This is a genomic window from Haloquadratum walsbyi J07HQW2, assembly GCF_000415985.1.
Classification (GTDB): Archaea; Halobacteriota; Halobacteria; order Halobacteriales; family Haloferacaceae; genus Haloquadratum; species Haloquadratum walsbyi_B.
On record NZ_KE356561.1, the window covers coordinates 435750 to 455758 of the forward strand.

The 20009-nt window shown below is 49.4% G+C and carries 16 protein-coding genes and 2 pseudogenes; 15 read left to right on the forward strand and 3 right to left on the reverse strand.

All coding sequences use genetic code 11. The annotated features are described in order from the left end of the window. Positions 1-96 precede the first annotated feature (96 nt). The 11 genes from J07HQW2_RS02065 (at position 97) to J07HQW2_RS02115 (ending at position 11738) form a co-directional block, all read left to right on the forward strand. Positions 97-1179 carry a S66 family peptidase gene (locus tag J07HQW2_RS02065; protein WP_021053583.1) on the forward strand — a complete coding sequence of 361 codons (1083 nt, stop codon included), beginning with the start codon at positions 97-99 and terminating at the stop codon, positions 1177-1179. A 1205-nt stretch (positions 1180-2384) separates the two neighbouring features. Further along, a complete protein-coding gene (locus J07HQW2_RS17170; RefSeq protein ID WP_021053584.1) occupies positions 2385-2516 on the forward strand; it encodes a hypothetical protein in 132 nt (43 codons plus the stop codon). 90 nt (positions 2517-2606) lie between these two features. Beyond that, the gene (locus J07HQW2_RS02075; RefSeq protein ID WP_021053585.1) at positions 2607-3341 is read left to right on the forward strand and encodes a hypothetical protein; all 735 of its coding nucleotides are present in this window, start codon (positions 2607-2609) and stop codon (positions 3339-3341) included. Positions 3342-3589: 248 nt separating this feature from the next. Beyond that, the gene (gene trxA / locus J07HQW2_RS02080; RefSeq protein ID WP_021053587.1) at positions 3590-4030 is read left to right on the forward strand and encodes a thioredoxin; all 441 of its coding nucleotides are present in this window, start codon (positions 3590-3592) and stop codon (positions 4028-4030) included. Positions 4031-4143: 113 nt separating this feature from the next. After that, a complete protein-coding gene (locus J07HQW2_RS17175; protein WP_303703896.1) occupies positions 4144-4365 on the forward strand; it encodes a zinc ribbon domain-containing protein in 222 nt (73 codons plus the stop codon). Positions 4366-4766: 401 nt separating this feature from the next. After that, positions 4767-5021 (forward strand): hypothetical protein, encoded by a 255-nt coding sequence (locus J07HQW2_RS02090; RefSeq protein ID WP_021053588.1) that lies wholly within the window; start codon positions 4767-4769, stop codon positions 5019-5021. A 340-nt stretch (positions 5022-5361) separates the two neighbouring features. Continuing rightward, positions 5362-7014: an ABC transporter substrate-binding protein gene (locus tag J07HQW2_RS02095; RefSeq protein ID WP_021053589.1), complete on the forward strand. Its 1653-nt coding sequence runs from the start codon at positions 5362-5364 to the stop codon at positions 7012-7014. Further along, positions 7015-8022 carry an ABC transporter permease gene (locus tag J07HQW2_RS02100; RefSeq protein WP_021053590.1) on the forward strand — a complete coding sequence of 336 codons (1008 nt, stop codon included), beginning with the start codon at positions 7015-7017 and terminating at the stop codon, positions 8020-8022. It abuts the gene before it with no gap. Further along, the gene (locus J07HQW2_RS02105; protein ID WP_021053591.1) at positions 8022-9044 is read left to right on the forward strand and encodes an ABC transporter permease; all 1023 of its coding nucleotides are present in this window, start codon (positions 8022-8024) and stop codon (positions 9042-9044) included. The genes J07HQW2_RS02100 and J07HQW2_RS02105 overlap by 1 nt, the downstream gene beginning before the upstream one ends. A gap of 4 nt (positions 9045-9048) precedes the next feature. Beyond that, positions 9049-10470, forward strand: a complete 1422-nt coding sequence (locus tag J07HQW2_RS02110; protein WP_048075091.1) for an ABC transporter ATP-binding protein — start codon at positions 9049-9051, stop codon at positions 10468-10470. Then, positions 10467-11738 carry an ABC transporter ATP-binding protein gene (locus tag J07HQW2_RS02115; protein ID WP_021053593.1) on the forward strand — a complete coding sequence of 424 codons (1272 nt, stop codon included), beginning with the start codon at positions 10467-10469 and terminating at the stop codon, positions 11736-11738. Before J07HQW2_RS02110 ends, J07HQW2_RS02115 begins: the two co-directional genes overlap by 4 nt. A gap of 151 nt (positions 11739-11889) precedes the next feature. Here J07HQW2_RS02115 and J07HQW2_RS02120 read toward each other — a convergent pair whose 3' ends face one another. Continuing rightward, positions 11890-12396, reverse strand: a complete 507-nt coding sequence (locus tag J07HQW2_RS02120) for a DUF7529 family protein (RefSeq protein WP_021053594.1) — start codon at positions 12394-12396, stop codon at positions 11890-11892. A 377-nt stretch (positions 12397-12773) separates the two neighbouring features. Next, the gene (locus J07HQW2_RS02125) at positions 12774-13061 is read right to left on the reverse strand and encodes a hypothetical protein (RefSeq protein WP_021053596.1); all 288 of its coding nucleotides are present in this window, start codon (positions 13059-13061) and stop codon (positions 12774-12776) included. A gap of 866 nt (positions 13062-13927) precedes the next feature. Here J07HQW2_RS02125 and J07HQW2_RS02130 point away from each other — a divergent pair. After that, positions 13928-14905 (forward strand): DUF7490 domain-containing protein, encoded by a 978-nt coding sequence (locus J07HQW2_RS02130; RefSeq protein ID WP_303703897.1) that lies wholly within the window; start codon positions 13928-13930, stop codon positions 14903-14905. Beyond that, a complete protein-coding gene (locus tag J07HQW2_RS02135) occupies positions 14898-15188 on the forward strand; it encodes a DUF8060 family membrane protein (RefSeq protein ID WP_021053598.1) in 291 nt (96 codons plus the stop codon). The genes J07HQW2_RS02130 and J07HQW2_RS02135 overlap by 8 nt, the downstream gene beginning before the upstream one ends. A 165-nt stretch (positions 15189-15353) precedes the next feature. Here the strand turns inward: J07HQW2_RS02135 and J07HQW2_RS17180 are convergent. Beyond that, positions 15354-16710 (reverse strand): annotated as a pseudogene (locus J07HQW2_RS17180) (RNA-guided endonuclease InsQ/TnpB family protein). A 568-nt stretch (positions 16711-17278) separates the two neighbouring features. Here J07HQW2_RS17180 and J07HQW2_RS02150 point away from each other — a divergent pair. Together J07HQW2_RS02150 and J07HQW2_RS17185 are read left to right on the forward strand one after the other, a co-directional pair. Further along, complete coding sequence (locus J07HQW2_RS02150) at positions 17279-19048, forward strand: PAS domain S-box protein (protein WP_021053602.1); 1770 nt, start codon at positions 17279-17281, stop codon at positions 19046-19048. Positions 19049-19168: 120 nt separating this feature from the next. Next, positions 19169-19351, forward strand: a pseudogene (locus J07HQW2_RS17185) (RNA-guided endonuclease TnpB family protein); the annotation flags it as partial. Between the last annotated feature and the right edge of the window lie 658 nt (positions 19352-20009).

The following is a 20009-nucleotide window of genomic DNA, read 5'->3' on the forward strand; positions in this document are numbered from 1 at the left end:
CGAAAGCACAGACGAAAGAACACCATCGGAATGTCCAGATGCGTAGCCAATTACGACAGCCATTGTCATTATTTCACGAAAGTAGGAGAGACACAGATGCATGAGACGATCCGTCCAGACTCGTTTGTCCGTCCACCTGCCGTATCGCCCGGTGATGATGTCGCAATTATTGCCCCCGCGAGTGGTGTCGCCGCATTATTTCCTGACATTCTTGATCTCGCAGTTGAGCGCCTGCAAGAACACTTCGACGTGAATCCACGGGTGTACCCGACCGCAAAAAAAGACCCTGAGTACCTGTTTGATCACCCCGAAGAGCGAGCCCATGACGTTCACGATGCCTTTCAGGATCCCGATGTGAGTGCTGTCTTCGCCACCATCGGCGGTGCAGACCAAATTCGAATCCTGAAACACCTCGATCCAGAGAGATTGCGAGAGAATCCAACTCGATTCTTTGGAACAAGCGACAACGCCTGTCTTGCGAGCTATCTCTGGGGTTGTGGTATCGTCTCATATTACGGTGGGACACTCCTCAGCGATGTTGCCACACCGGGCTCTCTCCCAGAGTATACTGAGCGATATCTCCGCCATGCGTTATTCGATGAAACGCTTGGAACGCTTGAGCCCGCCGACAAGTGGACCGACGAACCTATTGACTGGGCTGACGATAATTATGAACATACTGAGCCAACATTCGAGACGAATCCTGGACGACAATGGCATACTCCAGAAGGGACCGTCGTTGAGGGACGCCTCTGGGGTGGGTGTCTCGCCGTGTTGCAGGCACTGCTATCCGGTGATCGAGCCGTTCCATCACCCACTGCGATCGATGGTGATGTTCTTGCAATCGAAACGTCCGAGGAACTGCCGAGTGCAGACAAAGTCGGGCTCATGTTGAGTTGTCTCGGAGAGCGCGGTTTACTCGAACGGTTCGATGCGGTGTTGATTGGTCGACCACAGACCCGCTCGCACGAACATGACCCGGGTGTGAAAGCTCGTGAGACGTATCGCGAACATCAACGGTCCATCATCCAAGATATCGTCCATGCGTACAACCCCGGTGCAGCCATCATCTCTGGTCTCGACTTTGGTCACACGAGTCCGACAGCTCCAATCCCAATCGGTGACCGAGTCATAATAGACCCAACGACGAAGTCGATCAAATTTCCCGAGTTATACTGACAGCCACAGACCTGCTCGAGGATTGTCTTTCGGTCAGCTCAATCGTCTCTTCCGTCATTTCTCTCTGTTCGTTGTGTCGAATTGTGGTTTGCGCTGCTAATATAGTATCTGTAAGTCAGTAGTCGAGATGAGGCTGAGAGTAACAATCATACGAATCCTTCTTACCAGTCAACACGGCTTCGGCGTGTATTCACCGTCTCTCACAGCATAGATGCCGTTGACTCATCAATTGCTCCAGGGACTCGAATCAATCAGGTAGTGAGGAGTCGAACATTCCCCAACACCTCACGCTGCGTTTGTATCCAAATAGACAGTGAAACCCCCTCATCCAGTGAGTCGACACGAGACATAGGTCCGAAACCGAAAGCGTGGAACTCAGGGGTATCCGTGTAAGAGTCAGAGTGAGAGATAGTCGAATCACACGTCGCAGACGTCATTATCACGAGATACAATCAATGATATCCCCAGCATCTAATAGTGACGATCCTCTCACGAGTTTTTTTATCTATCCAGACGAAATAGCATTGATGAAAGCGAGAACCACGAATCCAATCAGAAGCATCAGTACCACAGAGACAATTGGTGGAATTCCCCCGAGTATCATGACGGATTTAGCGACTGACGAACCGCCTATGAGCGATTCGAGAAGGACCCGGACCTGGCAAAACTCCGCGAGTTCATCAACTCCGCCGAAGACAGTGATGAGCCAGCAGACTCCCGAACGAACGCCGCTGTTCGGATATCACAGGCGGTTCTTGAGCAAGCTGAGAGTGATGAGTAACCCACGACATATCTGATATGTCCCCAACTCATGTGTCCAGAAATTATTGTTCCAATCCAAATCATCTGCCATGATGGAGTGAAAACGTGTTAGGACAATACTGGTATCTAGTTTTCTCACTACTGGTCTGTGTCATTTTGCCAGCAGTATTATTTCGAATGGACGAGGACGGCATTGAGAAATTCCCATCCGGGTACTACTGGCTCATTGTCTCACGAGTTTCTGTGCAGTACTCTTGCAGTAGTATGTATAACGCTGGATCCATATGTGCTCACTCCAACTCCAGCACTCGGAGGTTGTGAGTTGTCCGTCCAACACGCTCTGACACGCAGACGGTGGGATTGAAACCGACAGTGACAGTGAGAGTGATAGTTACAATTAAATCGCATTCACACAGACACTGATAACAACGGCAGCCACAACTATGCCCCCGAACACAAACACGAACACAGACACGGAGTTACCCGAGAATTCACACTCAGAGACATCACCATCCGAGTCGGAGACGAAAAGTGACACTGACACTGACACTGACACTGATACTGACACTGACTGAACTGACGATACTGATACTGATACTGATACTGATACTGATACTGATACTGAACCTGACGGTGAGACCAACCAGAGACTTGCGATTGGGGACATGGTTCATGACGTCGAAGATGACGATCCCGACGATGCGGTTGTTGTGAATACTCCCCCGGTCGAGGCTGGTGAGTGGACAGTGAACAACACTGACACAGTCGCAGGTATGAATCCAGGATATCCTGAGGAGTCGACGGTGATTGTGGTGATATTTCTCTCGACGCTCACTCGCACAGACACCTACTCGAACTGGGATGGTGAAGACCCACTTGGGTTACCAGCTGACTGCCAGACGTATGCATTCCCACGCGGGCGACTCCGTCGTGTCGGCACGTACCCACAATCACAATCACAATCACAGCAACAGTCGGAGAAGGAAGAACAAGAAAAAAACCGAGATCAGAGTGACACTGACGCTAATTCCGACACTGACACCGATTCTGATGTTGACACTCCTGATCAAGAGAAGAAGACCGAGACCGAGACCAAGATCCACCGACAGCAACAGGCGCATGAAACTGAGCAACAGCAGGACCCAGGCGAAGAGAAACATGAAGAAAGTGATAGTGAGATTCCACCTGTCGACCGGCTCACGACAGGACAGCAGAATCTGCGCGAGCGACTGAGCGCCCGCAGCGAAGTTGATGTTGAGCCAGATCCAGATGATCCGACGACTGCTGTGCTGGTCGTCCAGAAACTCGGCGAAGAGCACCGGATTGCCGCTGATGGCACCGTTTCAGACGGACCCGTGGCTGACCGACTTGCGGAAATCGCCCAAGAATATCTGAGTTAACTCCACCTCTGAGCTCGGACACCGGTGTTGGACAGAATCCGACATTGATACGACAATCTATTTTTCAACACACCGTTGAAAGGTGTGTTTCGCCAAGATTCAGGACATACTCACTTTCTTCCTCTGCAATAAGGCATCCATACCGCTGTAACATCATTCAGAGAAAGTCATGTGAGAGCTGAACGGATATGTAGTATTGGAACATATGCACAAAACTATTTTATCAAATCAGATGTTACATTATTGTGATGAGTGATTCACAATCCGATAGCGATCTCGCTGACATCCGTGCACAAAAGCGCTCAGAGCTAAAGCAAAAATTAACCGAAGACGACACAGCGAATAACGAAGCAACCACTGCTAGGACCCCAACCGATCCGATTCATATTAACAGTGCTGATGAGTTCAATGCTGCAGTGACGGAACATGATGTTGTTCTTGTCGACTTCTATGCCGACTGGTGTGGTCCATGTCAGATGCTTGAACCGACGGTCAAATCTCTCGCTGCTGAAACTGCTGCCACTGTGCTGAAGGTTGATATCGATCAGCACCAATCGCTTGCACAGCAGTATCAAGTTCGTGGTGTCCCAACACTGCTCCTGTTTAATGATGCTGAGACGGTCGAAGAAATCGTTGGTGTCCGCGATGAATCGACTCTCCGGTCGCTTATTCAACAATATACACATTGACATCCTCCCCGCGCTAAAGCGCGAGGCTTTCTCCTTAATTCTCCGTAATAGCAGAGCAGTGCGTTGCACGCGATGTCGGGACAGTTGTGATTGGTGACGGTGACCCGAGCGGTGTGGAAGACGATGATTGGGGTCGCCACGGAAACAAACTGCTCCACAACTGGGATTTCAGCACGCTCGCAGATATGATTGAGTACAAATGCTTAGATAGGGGCGTCGAGGTCGACCGTCCTAGCGAGCATGGAACAAGCAGCAATTGCTCTAATTGCGGCATGCCAACGGTTCGGATAGACTGGAACGCGGTTTGTGGAAATGCTCGTCGTGTGGCACTGTGATTCACGATGATGTGAATGATGCGGATAATTTACGACAGAAACCGATAACCATGACTCCTCCACTCGCTCAGCGCTTGTCGGGCGAGGGGAATAGTGGCACCGGGAGCGTGGCACTCCCAACGGGTTACCTGAATGACCGCACTCGCGGATTCTTACCGCGAAACAGCGTGGTAGACCGTGAACCCGAACTTCTAATTCAGTTCTACCAATCCCTACCAATGCGGTTGGTGGGACAGGAAGCCCACAGCTTTAGCCGTGGGAGGATGTCACATATAGTTATCAACAGTTCATATTGGGGTTATTTCTTGGATTACGAGAGTATAGTAGAAAATATACTACACCAGATTATGATCAGTCATTTTAACTCTAAAAAAGAAGGTACGCACATACGAGGATAATTCATGAGTAAGTCTGATGATCTCACTGAGTCTGATATTCGTCATGCTGTCAGAGATGAAATGCAGAGAGCAGGGTTGTCAATCATCTCAACCGTATTTTGGACGGTAATAGCGGCATTTAGTTTCCTTGTTGGTATTCAGACAGTTCAGCTCGCTTTCTATACAGGTGATTTAGTCAGCTTAGTCTTGATTATAGTTGGTGTCATTATTACCGGCGCAAGTGGCTATCTTCTGTATCTTCTTCACTGGAGACGGTAGTCGTCAAGAGTGATTCTTATTCAAATCCGGTGTTTGCACTGCATGTCACTTTCAAGAGTCACTCACTGGGTCTCCGAAGATTGACAAATAAACTTTCCTGCTGATGCTGTATGAGACCATGCGGTAACGTATTGGGGCTGTGAGGTTTATGTCTCTTCAAGAAAGTTAATTAATCTATTCACAGGAGGGATCCCCAAGAAGTTGTACTCTGAATGTGAACCACAACGGCGAGATTTTCCCGGTTTTGAGTGCATGACACAGTCCATAGACGAGTCATTCCACGTAGCCAACAGACGGCGTACACAGCTTTTTTCAGTCTTATCAATATAATACCGGTACTGTGTCAGACGAGAGTCGTGAGAGGGATATAGATCGACGATCATTCGTAAAACTTGCGGGTACAGCCACAGCAACTGCTGCTCTCGCCGGATGCGGCAGCAGTGGCGGAGGCGGAGTGGCTGAAGGGGAAGATGAGACGGCTGATACGTCTCAATCAGGCGAGACAGCAGCAGACACCGACGAATCATCAACAGGGAGCAACGAGTTTCCTGTGACAATCACACAGGGTCAGATGCCCGACACACTGGATCCGCATGACCACCGAAACATTCCAGCGGACATCGTGATGCGACAGTGTTATGAAGGTGTCATATCCCGAAACCGGCAGGGACAAATCGTCTCGATGCTTGCGACAGAATGGCGACGCGTGGAGCCGGGTCGGGTTCGATTCAGCATCCGAGAGGGTCCGACATTCCAACAGACGGATAATCAATTAACGCCCGCAGACGTTGCATATACAGTAAATCGGATGGTTGATGATGATGTTGGATTTACCAGTCCACAAGCCGGACAGCTCGGTGGCGTTACTGGTGCAGAGGTCGTTGATGATGAACGGGCTGTCGATGTCCTCTCGGACGGTCTCAATCCAATCGTGTTCGCTGAGTTTGCGATTTATTGTGATGTTGTCGAGCAAGCGTGGACGGAGGAGAACGAATCATCATATATCGCACAGAATATGAATGGGACAGGACCGTTCGAACTTGCTGAGTATGAGCAGAATGTGCAGGTGACATTTGACCGATATGATGAGTACTGGCGTGAGCCTGCAGAAGTGACTCAACTCACGTTCACATCTGCACAGCAAGCAAGTGCACGAGTGAATCAACTCATTGCTGGTGAGACTGATATTATTGTCAATGTACCACCCCAATCAGTCAACCGAGTTGACAGCAATGAGAGCGTAAGTGTGAACGCAGTCGGTAGCACGCGGATCATTTACAATGGGATGCGAAGCAATGCTGAGCCATTTTCCTCGCTCTCGTTCCGCCGGGCAATGAATTTTGCAGTCGATCTGGAGAGTATCATCACGGGTGTGCTCCAGGAATTTGGTGAGCAGACTGGTCAACCAACTCTACAACCGTTCTTTGGATATAATACCGACATTGAGTCGTATGCACATGATCCTGCTGAGGCTGAACGACTTGTTGAGGAAAGTGGACATGCAGGAGCAAGTCTGACCTTACATACACCAGTAGGACGGTATCTCAAAGACATCCAGATTGCACAGGCTGTTGCTGGAATGATTGATGATCTCTCGAACGTCTCCTGTGACGTCAAACAGCGGGATTTCAATACTCTTGCTTCGGAACTTACTGATGGTGATATCACCACCGGACCGAAGTTCTATCTCATCGGATGGGGGAATGCAACATTCGATGCCTCACAAACGATTAATCCGACACTCACGAGCGATGGAGTGTTGACTTCGTTTAAAAATGATCAGCTTGATGACGTTATCACTGAGGCAAACCAAACAGCCGAGAGCGAACAACGTGAACAACTTCTTCAACAAGCGAATGCATTCAGTCACGAACAGGCGCCTTGGATTTTCCTGAATCGACAATTTGGTGTCTACGGCTCAACGAATCGGATTGACTGGCAGCCGAGGAATGATGAGCGGATTGATGCATATTCAATCAGTTCATCCGAATAAATGGGGTACTCACGCTTTCTCCTGAAGCGCGCGAGCCAGGGTGTCGTCGTCATCTGGGGAATTGTGACTGTCGTATTCACATTACGATATATTACACCTGGGAGTCCAGTGACATTCATTGCCCCGCTTGACGCATCACAAGCGCTCAGAGAGGAGATTGCGATGGAATACGGACTCAACAGGCCGATATACGTGCAGTATATTGAGTATGTAGTTGGACTACTCCCACCGAATATCGATATGGGGAAGTCGTTTGCTGCTGGGACAAGTGTAAGTAGTCAGGTATTTGCTGCACTCCCACGTTCACTCGAGTTAGCCGTTGCAGCCACCCTCGTTGCAGTTGTTTTGTCAATTCCACTCGGAGTGATCAGTGCAACGAACCGTCACGAGCCAACTGACTACGCAGCGACAACATTCTCGTTAGTTGGTATTTCAACGCCAAATTTCTGGCTCGGACTGATATTGACGCTTCTGTTGGCAGTCCAATTTGATATCTTTCCAACAGGGGGAATGGCTCGGGTGAACGGCACTCCATTATTATTTGCTGATGCAGTGAGACTCCTTTTGAGTGGACGCCCACAGGTTATGCTCAGATGGCTGTCTCATATCACCCTCCCAGCTGTAACACTCGGGACGTATTTTACAGCGCTTGTCACTCGACTCACTCGAAGTGGCATGTTAGATGAACTTGGCAAACAATACATTACAGCACTTCGAGCAAAGGGGACGCCGGAGACGTTGGTGCGTTTCAGGCATGCATTAAAAAATACGCTTGTACCAATTGTGACTGTTCTTGGTCTCCAACTCGGGACGCTCATTGGTGGGGCAGTCATAACCGAGCGTGTATTTGCATGGCCTGGACTTGGAAGTCTCTTGATCGATGCTATCAACGCTCGACAATGGGTCATCCTCCAAGGATGTCTGGTCGTCGTCGGGACTGGTTTTGTGATCGTTAATACAGTCGTTGATGCGATATATGCATACTTGAATCCGGAGGTGACACTGTAATGTTTTCACCGCGGACATGGCAGAATCTGGTCGGAGAGTTACGTCAGAGTCTGCTCGCCAAGCTTGGTGTCAGTCTATTCACCGTCATTCTTGGAATGGCTATTTTTGCACCATTCCTTGCGCCGCACAATCCAACTGTTCAGCATCTTGATCAGAAACTGTTACCCCCAGTTGGACTCAGTCGGGTGACGACGACAACAACAACACAGGTAGTGAATGGGTCAGTCACGACGATAACTGAACGAACACAGATTAGTGCAACGTGGACGTATCCACTAGGGACAGACCCACTGGGACGCGATATGCTCTCAAGAGTACTCTACGGCGCACGGACTTCGATGCTTGTTGGCATTCTCGGCACAGCACTAGCTACATTGATTGGAGCACCAATTGGTCTCATAGCAGGATACTATGGTGGTCTTGTTGATGATACACTCATGCGTTTTGCAGATATTATGCTCGCATTTCCTTCCCTCGTGCTTGCAATATCACTTGTTGGACTATTCGGTCGGATTGCTGTCACGGTCCCTGATCCATGGGTCGTTTTCGATATCGCACCAGCGACAATGCCAGCGACATTCACACTCCCTGGGATGGTAATTCTGGTTGTTGGACTAGTCAACTGGGTGTGGATTGCGCGTGTTGCTCGGGGCGAAGCGCTCTCGATTGTTGAGGCGGAGTATATCAAAGCTGCACGCAGTTATGGAACAAGTGATATCCGCATTATGACCCGGCACGTGCTTCCGAATGCGTTGACCCCAATTTTAATTCTCGCGACGATTCTTGTCGCCGCAAATATTCTTCTTGAAAGTTCACTTGCGTATCTTGGGTTCTCCGGCACCACGCTGTCGTGGGGATTCGATATCTCGCAGGGTCAACAATATCTGGCAACCTCATGGTGGATCACGACGCTTCCTGGTGTTGGAATTGTCATTGCTGTGATGGGTGTGAATCTCATTGGTGACTGGCTCCGGGATGCACTTGACCCAGGCATTGAGGGTGAAAGCGAGGGAGGGCTTTGATTTCATGAGTGCTCATGATCTCCTTCGTGTTCGTAATGTCTCAACACGATTTTTAACCGAGACAGGACAGATCAATGCTGTCGAAGATATTTCTTTCAGTGTTCGTGATGGCGAGACATTCGGGCTTGTTGGTGAATCAGGCTCAGGTAAGTCAGTGACAGCTCATACAATCATGGGATTAATCGAGTCTTCCGGACGAATCACAAGTGGTGAAATTTGGTACCGTGATCCTGCATTAGCTGACGCGGTTGGGGTTGATGAGAGCGATGGTGCGTTTGTCAACCTCGTTGAGCTCGATGCAGAGACGCGACGAGCCCTTCGAGGGCCATCTTTTGGCATGATCTTCCAGGACCCAATGTCGAGTATGGATCCCTCTGTGACCGTCGGTGAACAGATTGCACAAGCTGTCGAGGCACAACGCCGGGCTTCGACAAACCCACGGTCGGTCTCGACGCGGACTCAACAGTATGGTCTTATGCGGTTTGTAGTTGACAGTCTGATTCCACATCGTGGGTATGTAAGCACCGAAAGTAAGCAGCGTGCAATCGAATTACTCGACACGGCTGGCATCCCTAACCCGGCTGAGCGGGCTGAGGCTTATCCACATGAGTTCTCTGGTGGAATGCTTCAACGGGCAATGATTGCTCAAGCACTGGCTGGTGAGCCGGATCTTCTCGTCGCGGATGAGCCGACGACTGCACTTGATGTGACTATTCAGGCACAGATTCTTTCGTTATTATCAGAGATACAGGCGGAGACAGATATGAGTGTTATTCTCATTACACACAATCTTGGAGTCATAGCGCGAATGTGTGACCGAGTGGGTGTCATGTACGCTGGAGAGATTGTTGAACGGGGGTCACTTGCGGATATCTTTGAAGACGCAGTCCATCCATATACGGAGGGACTGCTCGGCAGTGTGCCGGATATTGACACTCCAGACGCACGGCTTGAACCCATTGCAGGCAGCGTCCCAAGTCTCGTTGATGAAGAGATGGGTGAGCGATGTTACTTTGCGGATCGATGTCCCAAAGCGATGGAAGCCTGTCTTGATCCCCCTCCAGAGTTTGACGCTGACACAGGGACAGTACTTGAGGATGATACCGAAGATCGACATGGTGTGAAGTGTGTCTTAGCGCAGCGAGGATATGATCCCGACGCATCGGTATCGATATCCAACACCAACTCTAACACCGACAGTGACAATGACAATGACAATGACAATGACAATGACAATGACAACAACAACAACAGCAACAGCGATGGCGACGACTCCGAAAACACGAGCGCAGATAATTCAAGAGATATCTTCAATTCGATCAAAAGCACAATTAAGACGATAAATTCGGATACAGATGCAGACGCAGATCCGAATCTGAATCTGGGTTTGAGTTTGAATACCTCGGGTGAGGAGGATGAATCGTGAGCGAGGACACGTTGGTGAGTGTCGAGAATCTCAAAAAGCATTACACAAGCACAAAGACACTCTCTGATAGATTATTTCGTCGTACATCACCACCAATCAAAGCTGTCGATGGGGTCAGTTTTGAGATTACAGCAGGCGAGACACTTGGGTTAGTCGGTGAGTCTGGATGTGGGAAATCTACCACTGGCGAAACGATCCTGGCGCTTCGTAGTCCGACCGGTGGAGCGGTGACATTCGATAATAAAAACATCGGTGACCTCTCCGATGCAGAAGTCAAAAACTTCCGACGACGAACAGGAATGGTCTTTCAGGACCCATTCGCAAGTCTAAATCCTCGGATGACTGCCGGTCAGATTATCAGAGAACCACTCAGCGTGCATGATGTCGGCACTCAAAATGAACAGCGTGATCGGGTAAAGAGTCTGTTGAAACGGGTCGGGCTCTCAGTAGACCAGTATGACAGATATCCACATGAGTTCTCGGGTGGTCAGCAACAACGTATCGCGATTGCACGCGCACTCGCAGTCGAACCGGATTTTCTCGTACTTGATGAACCGGTCTCAGCGCTCGATGTGTCGGTTCAGGCGCAAATACTGAATCTGCTAGCTGATCTCCAGACTGATTTTGGACTGACATATTTGTTTATCGCACATGACCTGTCCGTCGTACGTTATGTGTCTGATCGTGTTGCGGTGATGTATCTTGGCAATATCGCGGAGATTGGTCCAACTGAGGCTATTTTTGAGCGCCCACAGCATCCATATACGAAGGCACTCTTAGAAAGTGTCCCGCGTGCACGTCTCAGTGAGTCTGATCGTGAGATAACGACACTCGAAGATGATGTTCCTTCGCCTCGTAATCCACCGTCAGGCTGTCGATTTCGGACTCGCTGTCCCATGGTGATTCCACCGACCGATATTGACATCAATCAAACTGCCTATCGCGAGGTAATGAACCTTCGAGAGCGGATTGAAGCTGGAACCCTCACAGCTACTGATGTCGATAGCACAACATCAAACACAACAGATGCGGGCACACCGACCCAACAGAGTATGACAGCTAACTCAGTCTGGCCAGGTGAGATTAGCTCATCATTACATGGAGACAATGCAGCTGCGGTAAAGACCGCCCGTACTGAACTTCGTGACGGTAATCGACAAGCAGCAATTGAAACACTTCGTCATCGATTTGAAACGATATGCGAGCATGATCGTCCAGAACACTCAGATAAGACACATCACTCTGCTGCGTGTCATCTTCGTCACTGAGTGACTGCTTGTCTCTGTCACAGTGATGTTGATACGCCTACTGTGTCTTTTCCCAATTTGGCTTTTAACGGTGAGGGTCAGGGTCAGGGTCAGGTTTCTCTTCGTCATACTCTCTCTAGTCGCTCTGTGAGGAAACGGGAGGCTAAGCGCCTCAAGACTGTGAGGGAAAAAACAACCCCGGATTGTCATGTTGGAATTCGATACGTCTGTCATTTTCAAGTCGACGGAGATACGTTCTAATGATACCCGTTTCTGCAGCATGTGTCTTGAGTGCTGAGATAGAATTATCTTCGAGTCGGTAGTACAGTGGGAATATGATCGCCACGGTTTCAGACTCTGCACGCATTACGCTCATTAAGAATACCCCACCAGATGCCTCTGTTAAGAATAGTTCATAATCGGTGATAGTGATATCAGCGACTGTGTTCTCAAGTGTGGCGAACTCGTCGTCAGGCAGAAGCACATCGAATCCCCAGAGATTATTCGGCTTCCCGGCGAGTGGGGTGACTTGTCCCGGATGAAGCGCCAGTGATTTCCATCCGTCATTATCATACCGAGTCGCTGTTGTTTCAATGTCTGTAAGAATAGCGTCCCAGTGATCGCCGAAATCCTGGGAGGGGGCATCCACGCCAGGTGATTGATTCACCTTGTCGGTCATATATATTATTACGATGCCAGCCTAAAACACTCTCTTACTGCAGTATAGCTCAGCTTAGATGGGACCTGGACATAGACTAACACTGAAATAACTGTAGCGGCGACTGTGGACGATATATCACTCTCTGAGTCATACAAATACATAAACCCGATATGTCAGAAGAAGATCTGCGTGAACTGTCGGTGTCAGAATATGAGGGCATGTTTCAGATCCGTGAGGAGTATGCAAAAGAACTGAACCAGGACCTCAATTCAACTCTCCTGTGAATGGTGTATGACAGATTTGCATTTCACCGGCAATACAGAGAACATTCAGGCTTCTTTTGCCAGTCACTGGCGAAGTTCAGAGCATCAAAGCTAATTAGATTTTATTGTTGACTAAGTCTTCGATTTACAGTCAATGAGCTTGCTCTCAATCTGATCAATTTTAGTATTTAATTTCTCAATAAATTCGTCCGTTTCTCCAGTTGTGGTTGCACCTTGGCTCGATGGTTCAATGAGATTCTCTTCTTCGAGAATACGAAGAGAATATCGAACCTTATGATGTGGGTAGCTAGTGTTATTTGCTATTGTGACAATCCCGATTGGCTCGCTGTTGATGACAATTTTCAAAATCTTCAAATGACGTTTCGTCATATTTGCTTCATTCTCAACGCTACCTATCATGTCATCTGATAAATAACACGGCAAAATCTTAAGCGTTATTCCGTGTACTCATTTCAGTAAAACAGTGCTGAAAAACAATCCCATGAATGTGAACCTGCCTTGGGGGTAAGTCCCAAGCCGAGGCTTCGTGTGTCTCTGACAGAACTTCCAACCCCAACCCAACCCACCCCACTCTCACCGAAAGCGAAAGCAACAGAGTCGGGTCACAGCGGGTCCAGGTCGGGGTCGGTCGACAATCGACGATTTGCGTGATCACGAGAGAGATTGTCTCTCGGACGACGGTGATTCGGACCGTCCCACCCCTTCTCTTCCCTTCCCTACCCTCTCTCTGTTGGACGGTGCAGTGCATGGCATGGCATGGGATGGGATGATGCCTGACCGCCCGTGTGATTGGACTCTCAGCCACACACACTGACCAGACCATCACAATTCAACGTTTATCACCCTGCTCGGTTGCCCATTGCGTTTGGATGAGGGGAGGCGGAGGGGTGTCGGCTTCACCCACGGTCACGGGATCACATTAATTATCAAAGCCCCGACCCCGAGGCAGTCGTCTTGTACCGCCTGACATCGGGACACATTGATTTCATCTGGTCGGGAGATTATACTATTCTTCGCTTGGGGTATGGTGATATCGCATCTAATCAGGAGAGTGGAACAGGATTAGCAGTCGATTCCAGCAGGGGTTCAAATGAGAGAAGCCATATATTGACGGATTATCATATGACACTTTCCCTGTTGCTCAGAGCCGATACAATGGTTACAGATTGAGAGAATGATACAAGAATTAAATAATAATAGGAGCCTACCAAGAGAATGTCTCTGTCATGAACCGGCATCGTATCCTTATCAGCGGCGGTCTATTCATGATTCTATTCATCTTCGTCTCAGCAGCTGTACTGCCCGGTGCGATTGCAGAACGCGATAGCGATATTCGAGAAGGAGTCATACGGCTAAACCAGGACGTCGCCGTTGAACCACTGACAGTGAATGGTCAGTCAGTCACACTATCATTGGATATCCGCCTGTCTCATCGTGGTGGTGCCTCTGAAAATATCTCTGTTGAGGTTCGGGCCATCGATGCAGATTCGAATTTACTTCGAAATACAGAGCGTTTATTTCTCGGGTCTATTCGTGGGGATCAGGAAGTGCCGGTTCGAGCAAATCTTACTGTCCCGCGAGAGGGTCAATATCGATTCGACGTGAGGATATATAAATCAGGGCAGCGGATTGAGAATGGAGCGACGACCGTGTCTGGCGTAAGTGCACTGACTCCGGCATATGCGGAATCCACAGTCCGTTTTGAGCAGTTTGAGACTGCAGCAATCCCACCAATCACATACCGAATCGCAAATGTTACTGGGAATCAAGTGCGGATTACAACGACGACATACTTGACAAATACAGGTGACACGGCGACTGATGAAATACAACTCCGCATCATGGCTCGCCAAGCAGACTCAAATATTGTCGCAGATCAAACCACAGCAACTGTTGGAACGGTCAGATCTGGACGAACCACAGAGGTAAACGCGACACTTGAACTTCCTGATGAGTACAATTACATGCTCGATGCGATGTTAATCCGCGACTCAGTCATTCTTGAAACCACGAGTGCAACCGCTGAACTCGCACCAACAGAGCCGCTACCTGCGAATTCAACTCGCGAGCAGATTGATATCCAAGCAAGTGAATTTGAAACCGGTGCTGAGACGAGTGAAGAAGCCAGGGGTGAAACGGCAGAACTCACCGAGTCGGAGACATCGCAGCCCGGGTTTGGGGTAGGTATCGGTCTCCTTACGCTATTTATAACGATTATCGTCTGGAGGAGAACGAATGAGTAAGTCTAACGAAACCGATCAAACCGCCACACAATCTGACGTAAATAATGAACTGTCTCGTGACCGTCGAAATTTTCGTCGGTATGCACGACTGGCGGCTTTCGGGGTACTATCAATACTAGCGCTCATAGCGATAATTCGCTTCTATACGGCTTCTGCACAGGCAATTAGCATCTGGATTGCCCCTGATTTCGAGCCATTATTCCAGGCCGGATTTAATTTGATCATTTTGATATTTGCAGTCACTGGTGTCTCAATACTTGCACAGCGACTCACCAATGAATAGTGCGTTTCATCGGTTATACAGATCAGGGAGAATACCTGACCCCATGGTCAGGATGGATTCGACAATACCCCAGACGCCCCCACTGTTCGGTGGCGTTCCTGAGGTTCCAAAATCCGTTATTCTAAGTAGTACAACCTTGCGGTCAACTACCCCACCCTACTTCGCTCACCCTGACGGGTTCGCTCGGTGAGGGTGGGGTGGGGTGGGGCTTGGCTTGTCCGTGAACTCGGCCTCAGCCTCGAACCCGTCCTGTCTGGGTAGGCGGTGAATCCGCCATTCGGCGTCACTGTTCCAGACTTCAGGGCGAGTTGACTGTCGCCCGTCGCCCGTCCCCGACCGCCGACGACGACGTACCGTCTCCCGATGTTCTTCGCCGCGTTGGAGTCCGCGTTCGCTTCCGACCCGCAGTTCACACACCGGAAGTCGGTGCGAGTCGGCCGATTCTCATCTGCGGGAAAGCCACACTCGGCACACCGTTTCGACGTGTACTCCGACCCCACTTGTTTCAGCGTGATTCCTTCCTTCTTGGGCTTGGGCTTGGGCTTGGGCTTTGTATGCCACCTGCTCGTACAGTACAGTACAGTACAGGGTTCAGAACGCCCACTTGTGCCCCCAGGATGCACCTGTACGGTCACGGTCACGGATATGGATCAAGTCCTCGAACGCAATCACGTCGCAGTCGTATCGGATTGGATTGCTTTGCTTCATCCACAATCGAATCGCATTCGACGCTCGGTGGAGGACGTAACGGAGCTCCCGACCACTCGACTGTTCAATCGGTCGGTGGTCACTTCGAGTCCCGGTCTGCCGGAGGCCGGCGCGAACTTTCTCACACTCCCGGAGGTTCTGCGTTAACTCCTGCCCACTAACGAATGAAGCGGTACTTGTGACGGCGAGGTTCTCGATTCCGAGGTCAACCCCGACCCCGAGGACCGTTCCGTCCTCAGCGGTGTGTTTCTCAGTGTCGGTCTTGGTCTTGGTCTTGGGTCGACGGAAGCCGATGTGCAGTGCAGGAAGCAGGAAGTAGTCGCCGTCGCCGTCGCGGACTGAGGGTACTTTCTGTGATGCTCCACTCCTTGGAGTCGAGGGACTGCCGTTGGTAGCCATCGTCGGCGTCGGCGTCGGCGTCGGGCAGAGCAAGCGGACACCGGACGCGATTCTCCGTGGTGGAGAGCGACACCGTATCGTCATCGAACAGCATCATCGTCCGGGTGTCGCACGTCACCGTGGGAGCGGTGAAGGTGGGCTTGCTGACCTGCTTGCCGTTGGATCGACGTTCGATACATCCAGTGATGGCTTGGGCGGCTTGGTGGGTGGCAAGAATCGCGTGCTGACTCCCGAGGTCAGTGTGTTCGCGTGCGTCGTCGTAAGCGAGGGGCTGGACATCGCTCTTGGCGTTGCACTTGCCCCACGCCATATCCGTAGCGATCTGACAACCACGCTTCCACTCGGAGATGGGTTCCTCAAGCAACTCGCGTTGCTCATCATCCACCGAGAGGCGGGTGATCGCCGTCCGACGCACGTAGTCGTCCGCCGCGTGTGCAATGTAGTCCGATGACCTCTTAGAAACCTGTGTTTGTAGTCGATACGAACGCGCTCCTCCCTTAAGCAGGGGGACTCCGCGCTACCCCTTCAGTTGAAAATGAAGTCAGGTCGGAACGGAGCGATCTCAAACGACCTTCGGAGGCGGTCTCCCCGCCAGTAATGAGACAATATCTAAAACGCCAACACGGTGAACGTGAATGCGAGAAGCGTTCGTCCGTGCCTGGTGGTTGAGCAAGCAAACATAACTCCGAGTCCGTGGAGGTGTCGGTGACTCCTGCTGGCACAAACAATAGATGGAATCAATAGCGCCGAGGATAGGAGTAACGGCGGTTTGGCACCGCCAGTCAGCCACCGTCTCGTGATGGATTAAATGGGTTCCTGAAGAAGAAACTGGATACATGGTTGCGAACCTGAAACTCCCAAGACTCGGGAGTCCTCGCCCCTCAGGGGGGTGTCAATCAGGCAGTATGGTCGGGTGCCGATGTAGATCCGATTAATAATCGTGATTACTGACTCTTTTTGCTGACAGAATAAAAGGATATGATATGACTACTCAAGTAGAACACGAGGACACAATCCGTGTTCTTCATGTTGATGATCAACTCGACTTCGCCGACATGGCTACGACTTTTCTTGAGCGAGAGAACGACCGATTTGAGACCGAAACAATAGCCAGCGCCAGCGAAGGGCTGGCTCGACTTGCAGACTCTGAGTTTGACTGTGTTGTTTCTGATTATGAGATGCCTGGTCAAAATGGGATTGAGTTTCTTAAGAATATCCGAAAAAAGTACCCTCAGATTCCGTTCATTCTCTATACAGGGAAAGGATCCGAAGAGGTCGCTAGTGATGCTATCTCAGCTGGTGCAACCGATTATCTACAAAAAGAAAGTGGCACAGACCAGTACACAGTACTCGCAAACCGTATCGAGACAGTCGTTGAACGAGCTCATGCACAGCAGCGGTATCAGCGACAGACGGACGCCATTGAGACTGCACGAGAAGGAATTGCGATTATTGACTCAGACGGCTACCACACGAACGTAAACCAATCATATGCTGATATCCATCGCAGTGATCCTGATGAACTGATTGGTAAGCACTGGACGACACTTCACCCAGAGGACGAGGCGGAACATATTCAAAGTAAACTCTTCGCCAGTGTTCAAGAAGATGGACAGTGCCAATATCAAACAACTGGTCTCCGTGCTGATGGAGAGACATTCATCAAAGACTGTGTTGTTTCGGCAACTGCCAAAGATATGATGACCATCACAGTGCGAGACGTTTCCGATCAGGTCCAGTCTCAAGAGCATCTAAACAGATATAAAGCACTTATCGAAGTCATCGAAGACCCTGTATATGTGCTTGATGAAGATGGTCGATTCGAATTCATCAATGAATCATTTATTGAGACTTTCGGATATGAGCAGAATGAATTGATTGGAACCGATGTCTCGCTAATCAAAGATGAAACGGCTGTGGAACAGGGACGGTCAAATCTCAGACAGATTCTATCTTCCGAGGGATCTGACAGTGCATATTTTGAAACGGAGATCCAATCGAAGAGTGGCGAATCAATCCCCTGTGAAGATCATATGACCGCCTTGCCCTATGAGGGAGAATATTTCAACGGAACTGCTGGAATCTTGCGAGACATATCCGAGCGTAAATCCCGAATAAAGAAGCTAAAAAGCCAGAATAAACGGCTCGATGAGTTCGCAAGCGTCGTGAGCCATGACCTTCGTAATCCACTCTCTGTTGCGGAAGGAAACGTGGAACTCCTCCGCGAAGAGTGTAATAACGAGCGAATCGACACTATTGATTCAGCGTTGACTCGAATGGACGACCTCATTGAGGACCTTCTCCAGTTAGCTCGTACAGACAGACAGGTAAATAGCACCGATTCAGTTAGTCTCGCCGAGCTATCTCAGAACTGCTGGAAAAACATCAAAACAACCAACGCAGCAGTTGATATAGATACTAATCGAATTGTTCAGGCTGACCGAGGGCGGCTTGCGCAGGTATTTGAGAATTTAATGCGAAACGCAATTGAGCATACAGATCAGGATGTCTCGATTACCGTCGGTGAGCTTGAGGATGGATTTTACATTGAAGATGATGGAAGCGGAATCCCCGAGGACAGGCGAAAAGATATAATTGAGGCTGGATATACGACTGCTGAACAGGGAACTGGATTTGGACTTTCAATTGTAAGTGATATTATTGAAGCTCATGGATGGGAGATGCACATCACAGGGAGTTCCGAAGGTGGGGCACGGTTCGAAATTACGGGAGTCGAATTCAGTGCAGAGTGAGCTAGTCAAGGACGCTCCGAATCAACGCCTGTGCAGACTGCGCTCGCTACGCTCAGGCCTCATCGGGAACGGGAGGCTGTGAGTGCAAAGCGCGTCGTGGAAGCAGGAAGTCCCGGGTAGGTTCACGTGTGTGAGGAGTGTGAGTTGGTTGTGAACGCTGATGTGAACGGAGCCGAGAATATCCGTCAGAAAGTAACTCCGAGTCCTCATTCAGAAGATAGGAGTCCCGGCTGGTGCACAACACAGCCATCGAGTTATCTGTTTGAGACCGAAACTGGCGCATTCGCACCTCAAGAACAGGTTAGGTTACGTCGGAAAATCACAATATCCCAACCTTGGGAATCCTCGCCGTTTACGGCGAGGAGGATGTCACATAAGATATTGCAGAGAGTAAGTATAGAAGCGATATCCATCATACATAGAATTCATCAATCAAAAGTGACAATAGTGATATAGTTAATCGTCAGATATAGGTTACTTCGCTGCGCGGATAATCATAATTGCAGATGTTAATAAAATAATATAATCCATCTATAGACATTGTAAGTTCAACGATTAACTGATATAATAGAGATATAGATATATCTAAATTATTGATAGAGACTCATTTTACAGCTCCCGATTCACATAAAATATCAAATGTATGATGTATGATTGATTTAGCAACATAATATAACACCTGTACTATCATTATACTATTATTCGGCTGACTATATTGGGGTAATATATCGATCAAAGGTAAACTGATAAATCATATTTGTCTAATAATTCGTCATTTGTCATCTATTAGGCATAGAATATCCGTGCTATAGCATCAGCTCCAGCAGCTCATAGGCCCTGAGCCTTCCGGTTAAACAGTGATCGAGATATAAGCTGAGGAGCAGGTAAAGGTGGTATATTTCTGTTATAATCTACTCGTCCTGTTCCGTCATTGATCTACATGTGTGCTGACTAAGTGTGA

Coding starts and splice junctions, on each gene's coding strand:
- J07HQW2_RS02065 (WP_021053583.1), top strand. CDS start 97: ATGCATGAGACGATCCGTCCAGACTCGTTTGTCCGTCCACCTGCCGTA.
- J07HQW2_RS17170 (WP_021053584.1), top strand. CDS start 2,385: ATGCCCCCGAACACAAACACGAACACAGACACGGAGTTACCCGAGAAT.
- J07HQW2_RS02075 (WP_021053585.1), top strand. CDS start 2,607: ATGGTTCATGACGTCGAAGATGACGATCCCGACGATGCGGTTGTTGTG.
- trxA (WP_021053587.1), top strand. CDS start 3,590: ATGAGTGATTCACAATCCGATAGCGATCTCGCTGACATCCGTGCACAA.
- J07HQW2_RS02090 (WP_021053588.1), top strand. CDS start 4,767: ATGAGTAAGTCTGATGATCTCACTGAGTCTGATATTCGTCATGCTGTC.
- J07HQW2_RS02100 (WP_021053590.1), top strand. CDS start 7,015: ATGGGGTACTCACGCTTTCTCCTGAAGCGCGCGAGCCAGGGTGTCGTC.
- J07HQW2_RS02105 (WP_021053591.1), top strand. CDS start 8,022: ATGTTTTCACCGCGGACATGGCAGAATCTGGTCGGAGAGTTACGTCAG.
- J07HQW2_RS02110 (WP_048075091.1), top strand. CDS start 9,049: ATGAGTGCTCATGATCTCCTTCGTGTTCGTAATGTCTCAACACGATTT.
- J07HQW2_RS02120 (WP_021053594.1), bottom strand. CDS start 12,396: ATGACCGACAAGGTGAATCAATCACCTGGCGTGGATGCCCCCTCCCAG.
- J07HQW2_RS02125 (WP_021053596.1), bottom strand. CDS start 13,061: ATGATAGGTAGCGTTGAGAATGAAGCAAATATGACGAAACGTCATTTG.
- J07HQW2_RS02130 (WP_303703897.1), top strand. CDS start 13,928: ATGATTCTATTCATCTTCGTCTCAGCAGCTGTACTGCCCGGTGCGATT.
- J07HQW2_RS02135 (WP_021053598.1), top strand. CDS start 14,898: ATGAGTAAGTCTAACGAAACCGATCAAACCGCCACACAATCTGACGTA.
- J07HQW2_RS02150 (WP_021053602.1), top strand. CDS start 17,279: ATGACTACTCAAGTAGAACACGAGGACACAATCCGTGTTCTTCATGTT.